Annotated in this window: 8 protein-coding genes; 3 read left to right on the top strand and 5 right to left on the bottom strand. The window is 60.7% G+C overall.

The genetic code is table 11. The features are described from left to right. Positions 1-120 precede the first annotated feature (120 nt). Positions 121-6,036: an excinuclease ABC subunit UvrA gene (gene uvrA, locus QLQ16_RS14665; protein WP_283225416.1), complete on the top strand. Its 5,916-nt coding sequence runs from the start codon at positions 121-123 to the stop codon at positions 6,034-6,036. A gap of 57 nt (positions 6,037-6,093) precedes the next feature. On the opposite strand, the gene QLQ16_RS14670 is transcribed toward uvrA, so the two are convergent. From QLQ16_RS14670 to QLQ16_RS14680, 3 genes are read right to left on the bottom strand one after another with little or no spacing between them, the layout of a single operon-like run. Then, on the bottom strand, positions 6,094-7,260 hold the full coding sequence (locus tag QLQ16_RS14670; RefSeq protein WP_283225417.1) for a class I SAM-dependent methyltransferase: 1,167 nt from the start codon (positions 7,258-7,260) through the stop codon (positions 6,094-6,096). Next, the gene (locus tag QLQ16_RS14675) at positions 7,257-8,045 is read right to left on the bottom strand and encodes an HAD-IIB family hydrolase (RefSeq protein ID WP_283225418.1); all 789 of its coding nucleotides are present in this window, start codon (positions 8,043-8,045) and stop codon (positions 7,257-7,259) included. The genes QLQ16_RS14670 and QLQ16_RS14675 overlap by 4 nt, the downstream gene beginning before the upstream one ends. Before the next feature lie 57 nt (positions 8,046-8,102). Further along, a complete protein-coding gene (locus tag QLQ16_RS14680; protein WP_283225419.1) occupies positions 8,103-9,299 on the bottom strand; it encodes an SPOR domain-containing protein in 1,197 nt (398 codons plus the stop codon). Positions 9,300-9,580: 281 nt separating this feature from the next. On the opposite strand from QLQ16_RS14680, the gene QLQ16_RS14685 reads away from it, so the two are divergent. Together QLQ16_RS14685 and QLQ16_RS14690 are read left to right on the top strand one after the other, a co-directional pair. Further along, positions 9,581-10,525: a Bug family tripartite tricarboxylate transporter substrate binding protein gene (locus QLQ16_RS14685; RefSeq protein ID WP_283225424.1), complete on the top strand. Its 945-nt coding sequence runs from the start codon at positions 9,581-9,583 to the stop codon at positions 10,523-10,525. Beyond that, the gene (locus tag QLQ16_RS14690) at positions 10,525-11,493 is read left to right on the top strand and encodes an alpha/beta fold hydrolase (protein ID WP_283225420.1); all 969 of its coding nucleotides are present in this window, start codon (positions 10,525-10,527) and stop codon (positions 11,491-11,493) included. The genes QLQ16_RS14685 and QLQ16_RS14690 overlap by 1 nt, the downstream gene beginning before the upstream one ends. Positions 11,494-12,066: 573 nt before the next feature. Here QLQ16_RS14690 and QLQ16_RS14695 read toward each other — a convergent pair. Together QLQ16_RS14695 and QLQ16_RS14700 are read right to left on the bottom strand one after the other, a co-directional pair. Further along, entirely contained in the window at positions 12,067-12,255 is a 189-nt protein-coding gene (locus QLQ16_RS14695) for a hypothetical protein (protein WP_283225421.1), read from the bottom strand. Positions 12,256-12,432: 177 nt separating this feature from the next. Then, positions 12,433-12,966, bottom strand: coding sequence for a site-specific integrase (locus QLQ16_RS14700; RefSeq protein WP_283225422.1), 534 nt, complete (start codon positions 12,964-12,966; stop codon positions 12,433-12,435). Positions 12,967-13,116 lie beyond the last annotated feature (150 nt).

Below are 13,116 nucleotides of genomic sequence, written 5' to 3' on the forward strand. Positions count from 1 at the left end.
GTTGAATTGAAAGCCACGCATTCGCGTGGCTTTTTTCTTGGCCAGGCCGTCCGCCACTGGGGACGATGGGTTTCTCATACGGCCCTAGAATGTTTGGCCTTCACCCCTTAAAGCCAGCCCATGTCCCAAGGTCTCATCCGCATCCGTGGCGCCCGCCAGCACAACCTCAAGAACATCGACCTCGACATCCGCACCGGCGAGTTGACGGTGGTCACCGGCCCCAGCGGTTCGGGCAAATCGAGCCTGGTGTTTGACACGCTGTACGCAGAAGGCCAGCGGCGCTATGTAGAGACCTTCAGTGCTTACGCCCGCCAGTTTCTTGACCGGATGGACAAGCCCGCGGTGGACAAGGTCGAGGGCGTGCCGCCGGCCATTGCGATCGACCAGACCAACCCGGTGCGCAGTTCGCGCTCCACCGTGGGCACCATGACCGAGTTGAACGATCACCTCAAACTCTCGTTTGCGCGCTTGGGGCAGTTGTTTGACAAAGAGACGGCGCAGCCTGTGCGCCACGACACGCCTGAAACCATCTACGCAGAGCTGGCGCAGCGCGCCGTCCAAGCGCAAGACCCGCGTCTGTACCTGACCTTTCCGGTCGAGTTGCCCGCGAACACCAGCGCTGAGCAAGTGGAGCAATGGCTGTCGGCCAGCGGCTTCACCAAAGTGCAGGCCGAACGCGAAGTGGCCACACCCACCGGCCCGCGCAAGGTGCTGGACGTGGTGGCCGACCGTTTCCGATTGGGCGCTGCCGAAAAAATCCGCGTGATCGAGGCGATTGAAGTGGCGCTCAAGCGCGGCAGCGGGCGACTGAATGTGTATGTGGAGGGCGAATCGGGCGCTGAGCTGTGGCGCTTTTCCACCGGCTTGCACTGCCCCGACAGCGACCTGCGCTACACCGACCCGATCCCGTCGATGTTTTCGTTCAACTCGGCCGTGGGCGCCTGCGAGACCTGCCGGGGCTTTGGCCGTGTGATCGGTGTGGACTACGGTCTGGTCATCCCCAATGACAAACTCACTTTGCGCGCTGGGGCCATCAAGACCATCCAAACCCCCGCTTGGAAAGAGTGCCAGGACGATCTGATGCGCCATGCCGAAACCGAAGGCATTCCGCGTGACACGGCTTGGGCGCAGTTGTCTGAGGAACACAAGCATTGGGTCATCCACGGCTCGCCTTTGTGGAAAGGCAAGTGGAACCAGCAGTGGTACGGCATCAAGCGTTTCTTTGAATACCTGGAGAGCAAGGCCTACAAGATGCACATCCGCGTGCTCTTGTCCAAGTACCGCAGCTACACCGAATGCCCCACCTGCAGCGGTGCGCGCCTGAAGACCGAAAGCCTTCTGTGGCGCATGGGGTCTGCGGAGGATGCCAACGCCGTGCTGCCCCCCGCCCAGCGCTTCATGCCGGCGGGGGTGAAGTGGACCCGCGCCCAGCTCGAAGCCCTGCCGGGCCTGAGCCTGCACGACATGATGATCATGCCGATCGACCAGCTGCGCCGCTTCTTTGACCGCATGAGCGCCACCGCCGTGGCCGAGGCTTCACAAGACGCCGAAGCCCAAGCCCTCAAATTGCTGCTTGAAGAAATCACCACCCGCCTCAAATACCTGTGCGATGTGGGCATTGGCTACCTCACCCTTGACCGCCAAAGCCGCACGCTCAGCGGCGGTGAAGTGCAGCGCATCAACCTGACCACTGCCTTGGGCACCAGCCTGGTGAACACCTTGTTTGTGCTGGACGAACCCAGCATCGGCCTGCACCCGCGCGACATGAACCGCATCACCCAGGCCATGCACCGGCTGCGCGATGCGGGCAACACCTTGGTGGTGGTCGAGCACGACCCGGCCGTGATGCTGGCCGCTGACCGCATGATCGACATGGGCCCGGGGCCCGGCGAGCGCGGCGGCCAGATCGTGTTTGACGGCAGCACCGCCGACCTGCGCAACGCCGACACACTGACGGGCGCCTATCTTGGCGGGCGTAAGCAAGTGGGCCTGGGCTTTAAGCGCATGGTGAGCGACAGCACGCCGCGATTGATTTTGGAAGGCGCACGCGAGCACAACCTGCAAAACATCAGCGTGGACTTTCCGCTGCAGCGCCTGGTCACCATCACCGGTGTCAGTGGTTCGGGCAAGTCGAGTTTGATCCAGGATGTGCTGGCCCCCGCGCTGATGCGCCACTTTGGCAAAGCCACCGAAACGCCCGGCGCACACGACCGTCTGCTGGGCGCTGACCACCTGAGCGATGTGGTGTTCGTGGACCAATCGCCGATTGGCAAGACGGCGCGATCCAACCCGGTTAGCTATGTGGGCGCGTGGGACGCGATCCGTGAGATTTTTGCCACCGCACCCGAGTCGCGTCAGCGCGGCTACACCGCCAGCAAGTTCAGCTTCAACAGCGGCGATGGCCGCTGCCCCACCTGCGGCGGCTCGGGCTTTGAGCACGTCGAGATGCAGTTCCTCAGTGACGTGTATTTGCGTTGCCCCGACTGCAATGGCCAACGCTATCGCCCTGAAATCCTCGAGATCAAAATCGAACGCCAAGCCCTGGGCGGCCAGCCGCGCATGCTCAATGTGGCGGATATCCTGGACCTGACGGTGAGCGAAGCGGCGGCCTTGTTCGCGCAAGACCGTGACGTGATCCGCGCCCTGCAACCCATTGTGGATGTGGGCCTCGAATACGTTCGCCTGGGCCAACCCGTGCCCACGCTCTCGGGCGGCGAGGCGCAGCGCCTCAAGCTCGCAGGCTTTTTGGCCGAAGCCGCCAAAAGCGCGGCCAAGAGCCGTCAGAGCCTGGCGCGCAAAGGCACGCTGTTCTTGTTTGACGAGCCCACCACCGGCCTGCACTTTGACGACATCGCCAAGCTCATGCGGGCTTTGCGCAAACTGCTCGAAGCGGGCCACTCGCTCATCGTCATCGAGCACAACCTCGATGTGATCCGCGCCAGCGATTGGCTGATCGACCTGGGCCCCGAAGGCGGCTATGCCGGTGGCCTGATCGTGGCCCAAGGCACACCCGAAGACGTGCGCCAACACGCGACATCCCACACCGGCTTGGCGCTGCGTGAATACGCCGAGTCCATGGGTGAAGTGGGGGTGGTCAGGGAAAAAGGCGTGGGCGATTGGGGGCTCGAGACTGGGCTGACACCGGGCGCCTCAGAAGTCGCTTCGCGCCACACATCGGCACCCGATGCCAGCCCAGCCTCGCGCGGGGCCCGTCAAGCACAAGGCCCGAACGCCATCCAAATCGTCAACGCCAAAGAACACAACCTCAAAAACCTCAGCGTCAACATCCCGCGCGGAAAGTTCAATGTGGTCACCGGCGTCAGCGGTTCCGGCAAATCCACGCTCGCGTTCGACATCCTGTTCAACGAAGGCCAACGCCGTTATCTGGAGAGCCTCAACGCCTACGCCCGCTCCATCGTGCAGCCCGCCGGTCGCCCTGAAGTCGATGCGGTCTATGGCATCCCGCCCACGGTGGCGATCGAGCAGCGCCTCTCGCGCGGCGGCCGCAAATCCACCGTCGGCACCACCACCGAGGTCTGGCACTTCTTGCGGCTCTTGTACGTCAAGTTGGGCATCCAGCACTGTGTGCACGACGATACGCCGGTGCAGCCGCAAACGCCCGACAGCATCGCCGCGCAGCTGATGACCCAGTTCAAGGGCCAACACATTGGTCTGCTGGCGCCCCTGGTGGTCAACCGCAAAGGCGTTTACACCGAGCTGGCCGACTGGGCGCGTCCACGCGGCTACACCCACTTGCGGGTGGACGGTGAGTTTTTGCCCACCACGGGTTTTCCGCGCATCGACCGTTTCAAAGAGCACAACATCGAGTTGCCCGTGGCCAGCCTGGATGTGCTGCCTGCGCAAGAGTCGGCGCTGCGCAAAGCGCTGAACACCGCGCTGGAGCACGGCAAGGGCGTGATGCATGTGCTGAGCGACTTGGATGGTTTGCGCGAAGCCCTGTTCAACGGCGAGTCTGCGGCCCGCATTGGCCAGCACCGGGTGTTTTCGACCTTGCGTGCCTGCCCGGCGTGTGACACGTCTTATGCCGAACTCGATCCACGTTTGTTCTCGTACAACAGCAAACACGGCTGGTGCCCCGATTGCGTGGGCACGGGCGTCAAGCTCAGCAAAGACGAGCGCCAAGTGTTTGACGACTCGGTGCGTGACGACAAAGACAAAGGCCGCGAGCAAACCTTTGCCGAGCCTGAGATCGAAGACCTGGCCGATGTGGCCTGCCCCAGTTGTTCGGGCACGCGCCTGAACGCCACCGCCCGTGCGGTGCGCCTGGCCTCGGCCACAGGGCAAGCTTGGCGCATCACGGACATCGCCAGCTTGTCGGTCAGCGATGTGCGGCTGTGGGTCGAGCAATTGCAACTCGTGGGCCGCGATGCCGACATCGCCCGCGATCTGGTGCCCGAGATCAAGAGCCGTTTGGAGTTTTTGGAAGAAGTGGGTTTGGGCTACCTCACGCTCGACCGCGGTGCACCGACTTTGTCAGGTGGCGAGGCGCAGCGCATCCGCCTGGCCGCGCAGTTGGGCAGCAACTTGCAGGGCGTTTGCTACGTGCTCGACGAGCCCACTATTGGCTTGCACGCTCGCGACAACCAGATCCTGCTGAATGCCCTGCACAAGCTGGGCGACAAAGGCAACACCCTGGTGGTAGTGGAGCACGACGAAGACACCATCCGCCGCGCTGACCACATCATCGACATTGGCCCCAGCGCCGGCAAACGCGGTGGCCGTTTGGTGGCCGAAGGCTCGGTGGCCGACATCACCGCTGCAACCGATTCGCAGACCGGTCGCTACCTGCTGCATGCGATGAAGCACCCTTTGCAAGCCCGCCGCACCGTGCATGCCGCTGTAGCCGCCAGCTCTGCTGTCGAGAAAGTGCTCGCTCTGGGTGGCGCATCGCTTGCAGGGCAAGCTCCTACCCCGGCTCGGACCTCGGTAGGCGCCAGCCCTGCTGGCGATTTGACCTGGCTCACCCTGACCGGCGCCAAGCTCCACAACCTGCGCCAAGTCGATGTGCAAGTGCCCCTCAAGCGCCTGGTCGCCGTCACGGGTGTGAGTGGCTCGGGCAAATCCACCCTGGCCCGCGATGTCTTGCTGGCCAATGTGCAGGCGCTGGTCAGCCAACGCTCGACATTTGCCGGTCGCACCGCACAAGACGGGGGGCAGCGCGTGGCCTTGTTTGCTTGTGCCGATGTGCAGGGATTTGAGACCATCGACCGGGTGCTCGAAGTGGACCAAACGCCGATTGGCAAAACACCGCGCTCGTGCCCTGCGACTTACATCGGTTTTTGGGACACCATCCGCAAGCTGTTTGCCGAAACGCTGGAAGCCAAAGCGCGCGGCTACGCCGCCGGCCGCTTCAGCTTCAACACCGGCGAAGGCCGCTGCCCCAGCTGCGAAGGCCAAGGCCTGCGCACCATCGAGATGAGCTTTTTGCCCGATGTGAAAGTGCCTTGCGAAACCTGCCACGGTGCACGCTTCAACCCCGAGACGCTGGCGGTGAGCTGGCGCGGCAAAAGCATTGGCGACGTGCTGCAGATGGAAGTCGATGAGGCGGTGGACTTCTTTGCCACCATGCCCAGCATTGCGCACCCGCTGCAATTGCTCAAAGACGTGGGCCTGGGCTACCTCACGCTGGGTCAACCCTCACCCACGCTCAGCGGCGGAGAAGCCCAGCGCATCAAGCTGGTGACCGAGCTGACCAAGGTGCGCGACGAAGTGGGCAAGCGTGGCAACAAGGCCCCGCACACCCTGTATGTGCTGGACGAGCCCACCGTGGGCCTGCACATGGCCGACGTGGACAAGCTCATCAGCGTGCTGCACCGTTTGGTCAACGCTGGTCACAGCGTGATCGTGATCGAACACGACCTCGATGTGATCGCCGAAGCCGATTGGGTGATTGACCTCGGCCCTGAAGGCGGCAATGCCGGCGGCCGCATCGTCGCCGCCACAACGCCAGAAGCGCTGGTGCTTTTGGGTACGCACACGGGTCAGGCGCTGGCGCCTGTGTTGGCGCGGCTTTGACTTTGGCGTGAAAGTGTCGGGGCTCAAGCCGCCGACATGCCTGCCAACCGGTGGCGCTTATCCCGCCGCACCCAAGCGCCACAGCGAAGTGACTTCCGCCGCCCGTGCCGCATGCAGCGGATCCGACTCGTCGCGGGTCTTGTTGTGCGCCGGTTTCACATCCATGCGGCCCAGCACTTGCAGGCCAGCATCCGTGATCCAGCCCAGCAAGGCCTCGCGGGTGCGCAGACCCAGGTGTTCGGCCAGGTCCGACAGGATCAGCCAGCCTTCGCCGCCTTCACACAGGTGCGCTTTCAGACCCGCCAGAAAGCCTTTGAGCATTTGGCTGCCTTCGTCATACACCGCTTGCTCCAAGACCGAAGTGGGGCGTGCAGGCAGCCACGGTGGGTTGCAGACCACCAAGGCGGCTTGCCCGGGCGGGAACAAATCGGCTTGCAGCAGCTGCACCTGGTTTTGCAAGCCCAGGCGTTGCAGGTTGTCTCGGGCACAGACCAAGGCGCGCTCGGCCATGTCGGTGGCCACCACAGTTTTCGCGCCGCGTCTGGCCAGCACGGCCGACAGCACGCCGGTGCCCACACCGATGTCAAACGCCACCGCGTGGGTTTTCAGGGCCTCAGGCAGAGGGGCTTTGGCGACCAAGCTCACGTACTCGCCACGCACGGGTGAGAACACACCGTAGTGGGGATGGATGCGCAAATCTTCGCCCAGCGCAGGCAACTCGACGCCGTTTTTGCGCCACTCAAAAGCACCGATCACGCCTTGCAAGGCGCGCAGCGAAATGACCGATGCCTGTCCGCTGGCAGGCCCAAAAGCTTGGACGCAAGCTTGTTTGGCATCGGGGGCGCGGCGCAGGCCGATGCTGTAGTCGCCGTCCAACGCGATCAGCACCTGGCTGAGCACCCGTGTGCGCTGGGCTTGGGCCTGTCGGTGGGCGTGAAAAGCCGCGCCCCCCGCAGGTGCTGCGGCATCGCTCTTTTTGCGTTTGGCCTTTTGCGGTTTGTCGATGCGCCGCGCCATCGCTTGCAGCAGTTGGCGAGCGTTTTGAAAGTCGCCGCGCCACAACAGGCCCGAACCTTCGCAGGCCAAGCGGTAGGCCGCGTCGGCGGTCAGGGTGTCATCGGCCAGCACCACGCGGGCGGGCAGGTTTTGCTCAGAGCGCCACAGCGCGCTGCATTCGGTGTCTTTTTCAGACCAGGTCAAAAGGGTGGGGGAGTTCGTGTTCACGCGATGCCGTTCAGCAGGTGTTGTGCCAATTCGGCAAAGCCCGCGCCACGTTCACTGGGGGTGATGTAGCGAGGAGGGTGGATCAGTTGCGCCTCAAAGCGCCGGATGTTGGCCACGCCCACGCTGTGCGGGAAGCGCTCGAACATCACCTGGTCGTTGGTGGAGTCTCCCACATAAACCCAGCGGTCTATCTCGGCGTCCAGATCGCGGCCCCACAAGGTGCGCACGATCCAGCGCGCACCGTAGAGTTTGCTGTGCACGCCAAACCAGCCGTTGATGTGGATGCTGCTCACGGTGGCCGTCATGCCTTCGCTTTGCATGATGCGCACCACCGCATCGATGGCCTCAGGCGGCAAGTGCGTGAACTCGCTGTGGTCAAAGGCGATGTCGGTCTCGCGGCCCACATGGTCTTGCGACAATTGTGCGCCGGGCACCTCGCGCAGCACGCGTTGGCCAACCGCTTGCATGCGCGCAAAGTTGTGCGCGCGTGTGGCGTCGTCTTGTTGGTAGATTTTTCGCGAACCGTGCACCGGGTCGCGCAGCAAAGCCACCGCGCCGTTTTCCGCCACGATGGCGTCCACAGGCCAGCTTTGCACAAAGGGCGCGCTCCAACCCACAGGGCGACCGGTGATGGGCACCACGCACAAGCCAGCCGCCTGCAGATCAGCCAGCGCATGCAAGGCATCGGGCGTGATGGCGCCCTCGGTGGTCAGGGTGTCGTCGATGTCGGTGAAAACGCCGATGGGGCGCAGGGCCTGTGAGGCCAATGTTTCGAGAGTCAGCATGGGCAAAAGGTGCTGAACGGGGCGCCGTTCAAGCCAAGCCCATTTTGCCTGAGGCCATCAAGGCGCGATTTGGGCTTTGAGCTTGTCCGTGTCCCGGATGCGCGTGTTGGCCTTCCAGTCCAGGCGCGAGATGTAAGTCTTGGCTCTCACTTCGGAGCGGAAGGGGCCCGTGACCACGATGAACTGCCATTCGTCTGCGCCGGGTGATTTGCGAATGGCGATGATGCGGGCTGTGCCCAACTCTTTGTATTTGGCTTTGAGTTTTTGGGCTTGTTCCAAAGTCCCCCAATTGCCGTGCTCGACCACCCAAGTGTCGGCCGGCAGGGCCTTGAGCCATTTGCCGCCGGCAAGGGCCACGTCGGGCAAGGCTGCGCTGGTGCTGGGTTGTGGGGGGGGCACAGACTTGGGCTTGGCCACTGGCTCTGGCGCGGGCTTGGTGGTCGCCTCCGGTGTGGGTTGGCTGGTTGGTGCGGCACTTGATGCGGATGCTGCAGATGACGGTGCAGCTGGTGGTGTCGCTGCAGCAGGCATGACGGGCGTGCTGGCTTTGCTGACGGCAGAGATCTGCTCGGCGGGTGCCTTGCTGGACTCTGCGCTGGGCTTCGATGTGGTGGCGCTCATCCAGGCCAGGCCACCCAAAATGGACACACCCAAAGCTGCCGCCGTGATTTTGACGCGTGGGCTCATGCCTTGGGCCGGCCATGCCAAACCGTGGTTCGCAGGTGATGCCGTGGCCGGTGCATCTGGATCCACTTCTGCGAACAAAGGGGCCGCCACTTCAGTCGCATCACCTAAGTCCATCGGGCCAGATTCCACCGCGTCCAGATCGAGGAAGATGCATTCGGTGCGGCCATGTTCGCGCCAGGCTTGCAAGGGCTGGTTGCTCAGCCAGATCACGCGAAAAGGCAGTGCGGGGAACAACTCGATGAGTCGAAAGATGATCGACTGCTGTTCGTGGGCCAGAAGGTGGGCTTGGTCGATCACCCAGACGTGAAGGGGGCGTGTGCCTTCGAAAGGCAACTCTTGCTGGACAAGATGCGGCGCCACTTCCTGGTTCAGTCGGCTGATCAGGTTGAGAAATTCATGGCCTCGGAACTCTTCGACCACCACCGCGTCGTCGATGGAGCGGACGCACGTCAACAGTCGTTTGGTGAAACTTTTGAGAGGCGCATCCAGTTGGCTGACCAGACCCAGACTCCGGACACCATCGACGAGTGCGATGGCCAGGCTGGCCGGTGTGTAGGTGGAGGTCATGCCGGCAGTCTCCGCGACATGAGATGGCGTGAAAAGATTCATGGAGTTCCATTGTAGAGTCTACGAAAGGTATCTTTCAGCTGTTCGGTGGTGACCGTTCAGTCAAGCCTGTGACGTCAGCTGTCCATGCTCGCAATCCCTGACACTTGGCTTCGCTCGCGTGACAGCATTTCAGGAGGAAACTGGCATCATGGTCTGATCGATTCGATCCTCAGGAGATTCCCATGCGCCCATTCACCCGTCGCCCTGTTGTGGGCATCCTCAGCAGCCTCATCTTGTCCATGATGGGGGTGGCCGCCAGCGCCCAAACCGCCTGGCCCACCAAACCTGTCAAGATCCTGGTGCCCTTCGCACCGGGGGGCACCACCGACATCTTGGCGCGGGCCATCGCCCCAGATTTGTCCAAAGCTTTTGGCCAGCAGTTCGTGATTGAAAACAAAGGCGGCGCGGGCGGCAACTTGGGCGCTGAGATCGTGGCCAAGTCGCCTGGCGACGGCTACACCTTGCTCATGGGCACGGTGGGCACCCACGGCATCAACCGCGCTCTGTACGCCAAGCTGCCTTATGACCCATTCAAAGACTTCGCCCCCATCACCTTGGTGGCCGGTGTGCCCAATGTGATGGTGGTCAACGCTGAAAAAGCCGCCGCCCAAAAAATCAGCACCGTCAACGACTTCATCAAGTACGCCAAAGCCAACCCCGGCAAGCTGAACATGGCCTCCAGCGGCAACGGCACCTCCATCCACTTGGCGGGCGAGTTGTTCAAAAGCCAGACGGGCATTTTCATGGCGCACATCCCTTACCGCGGGTCGGGCCCGGCCTTGCTGGACTTGGCGGCCGGCAACATGGATGTGATGTTCGACAACCTGCCTTCGGCCATGCAGCTGATCAAGGCCGGCAAAATCAAGGCACTGGCGGTGACCAGTTCGCAGCGATCGGCGGCTTTGCCTGATTTGCCCACGGTGGAAGAGGCCGCAGGCCTCAAAGGCTTTGAAGCGAGCAGCTGGTTTGGCTTGCTGGCCCCCGCAGGCACACCGCCCGATGTGGTCAGCCGCATCCAGCAAGAGGTCGCCAAGTCCTTGGCCTCTGCGGCCATGAAGGAGCGCTTGGCCACATTGGGCGCGATCCCCAGCGGCAACACGCCTGCCCAGTTTGCGGCCTTGATTGAGAGCGAGCACAAAAAGTGGGCCGAGGTGGTCAAAGCTTCGGGTGCCAAGGTGGACTGATGGCCTGGTTTGACGGCTTTGAGCGCCGCACCCTGAACATTCAGGGTCTGCCCGTCACCTTTCGGCAGTCGGCCGACTGGGCCGAGCAACAGCATTTGCCCGTTCTGGTTTTGTTGCACGGCTTTCCGCAAACCCATGTCATGTGGCATCGCGTGGCCCAGCAACTGCGCGGGCGCTTTCGCCTGGTGATGCCCGACCTGCGCGGCTACGGCGATTCTTCGCACGAAAGTGGCGACGCCGGACACGCCCATTACAGCAAGCGCGCGATGGCTGCCGAGGTGGTGGGTCTGCTCGATGTTTTGGGTGTGGCTGATTTCAATGTGTGCGGCCACGACCGCGGAGGCCGTGTGGCGCATCGGCTGGCGCTCGACCATGCCGAGCGTGTGAAGAAGCTGTGCGTGATCGACATTGCGCCGACGCTGGACATGTACAGCGGCCACTGGGGCAAAACCCCGCAAGTTTCTGGACCTGTGCCGGACCCTTACTTTGCTTTTGCACAGGCCTACTACCACTGGTTCCACCTGACCCAGCCCGCGCCGCTGCCCGAGCTCATGATTGCAGGCAGTGCCAAGGCCTATCTGCATGCCAAGCTGGGCGGCTGGGGCAGTCAGGGCATGGCCTACATCGAGCCCGAAGCCTTGGCTGAATACGAACGCAGTTTCTGCAACCCCGCACGCAATGACAGGGGCTGGTCCGCCGCCATCCACAGCGCGGCGGAAGACTACCGTGCCAGCGCCGGCATTGACCTGCAGCACGACCGTGACAGCCGCGAGCAGGGTCAGAAGATCGGGTGCGACACCCTGGTGCTTTGGGGCGAGCGTGGCGTGGTCAACCGCATGTTCAAGCCGGTGGAGCTGTGGCAAGCGCAGTGCGCAGGCCGCGTGACTGGGCAGGTCATGCCTTCAGGTCACTTCATTCCCGAAGAGTTGCCCGAAGCCACCAGCCAAGCCTTGATCCCGTTTTTCTAGGCTGGACGCGTTTCTCTAGGTCGGCGGCATCAGCTCCGACAAGGCTTTGTCAGAGCCCCTTCAAGCCCCGCAGCACTTCTTGAATTGCCAAGGAGTGTTGTAAGTGCTTGATTTAATTGATGTTTTACGATTGAAAATGTTGTTCAAAACATTTGTCAAACATTTAGTGCTAAAGCAGTGATTTTTATCTATAGCAGCGTGACTTGTATTTTCACTATACCTCTCTGCCCCGTGCCACTTGATTTGTAAAACACACTGTTTTTCACCAAATACCCAGTGTTTTTGGCTGGTTCTGTGGCATTTAAGCAGAGTTTCAAACGCAGCAACAAGCAGCACAATAAGTTAGAGCGTTGAAGTTTTACGCTGTTGCTGTTTGCGTATGCGTTCTGCGTCTCGCTGCTGTCGCTGTCTGTCACGTTCTGCCTGTAGCAGTTTCTTGTCACGTTCAACATTTTGTTTCAGTCCGTGTATGCGTGCCTGCGGCAGCGTCATCGGCGGTTTAGGTTTAATGGGTTTAATAACTTCGGCAATACGCATCAAGTATTTACTGACACGCACGCCGACGTTGACTGCTTACTTTTCAAAGCCTGAACGTAACTTGTTGGCAGCAGACTCAATCGCTGCGTCAAGTTCGCCTTCCAGTGCCGCAGTTTTTACAGTCTCAAGTACTGTGACAAGTTCAGCAGTTGACGCAACTTCTACAGCGTACTTGCCCTTCGCAAGTTCCAACACACGTGTGCCGTAACGTACGCTGAGTGCCAACTTGCCGTTGTCTGCCGTAATACTACTGCGAGAATTACAAAAGGCATTCTGAAATATTTTATGGTTGGCATCGTGTACTGTTCATAAATTCGGTTTTTTTCAGTCTATCCGCTGTAATAGTGTTCGTCAACTTGTTGTAGAGACCCTCTATCATTGCTGCTACATTTCCAAGTGCGTTTATCTACCCAAGTTTGCTGCCAGTGCCAGTGTCGTAGCCTGCCTGCCATAGTACTGCTCAATCATTTGTACGCTAGTGCCCATGTTTGCCGCTATGTCATAAATCGGGATGACAATGCGTGATCCGGTCTTTCCCTTAACCCGCAGCATGTAATTTTTCCGTCCTAATTCATCAACAAACAACTCTACATCGGATTCTTTCAAGTTGTTTGCCTCACCAACTCGCATGCCTGAATTCGCAAGAATGAGCACATAGTCACGCAGTAATTCACGAATGTACTTGTACTCTGGATCATCTGTTTCTTTTATCCATCTACGCATTTGCTCATACACTTTTTTGTACTCTGCTGGTGTGAACGCAGGACGAACTATGCGTCTTTCTGCCTTGTATCGCCAAGTTGGTAATTGCGAATTTCCTCTGTAGCCACGCTCATGAGCAAATTTTATGAGTGTCTTTGCTAAAGTTGTTTCCCATACAAGTGTGCTGTCGGTTGGATGTTTTTTCGCTGCTTTAGGAATTTTGTCAGCGGGCATGAGACTGTAATAGTCTTTCCTCCACTGTATGTAGTCGTCCCTGCAAAATTCATTTTTCAAGCCAACGCCCAGCGTTGATCTGAGTTTTCCAGTCGGGTGAGGCTGATGATTTTGGCCAATTTCTCAAACAAAGCCGTCAAACCCGCCGCC

Origin of the sequence: Limnohabitans lacus (assembly GCF_030053395.1) — a bacterium.
Lineage (GTDB): Bacteria > Pseudomonadota > Gammaproteobacteria > Burkholderiales > Burkholderiaceae_C > Limnohabitans_A > Limnohabitans_A lacus.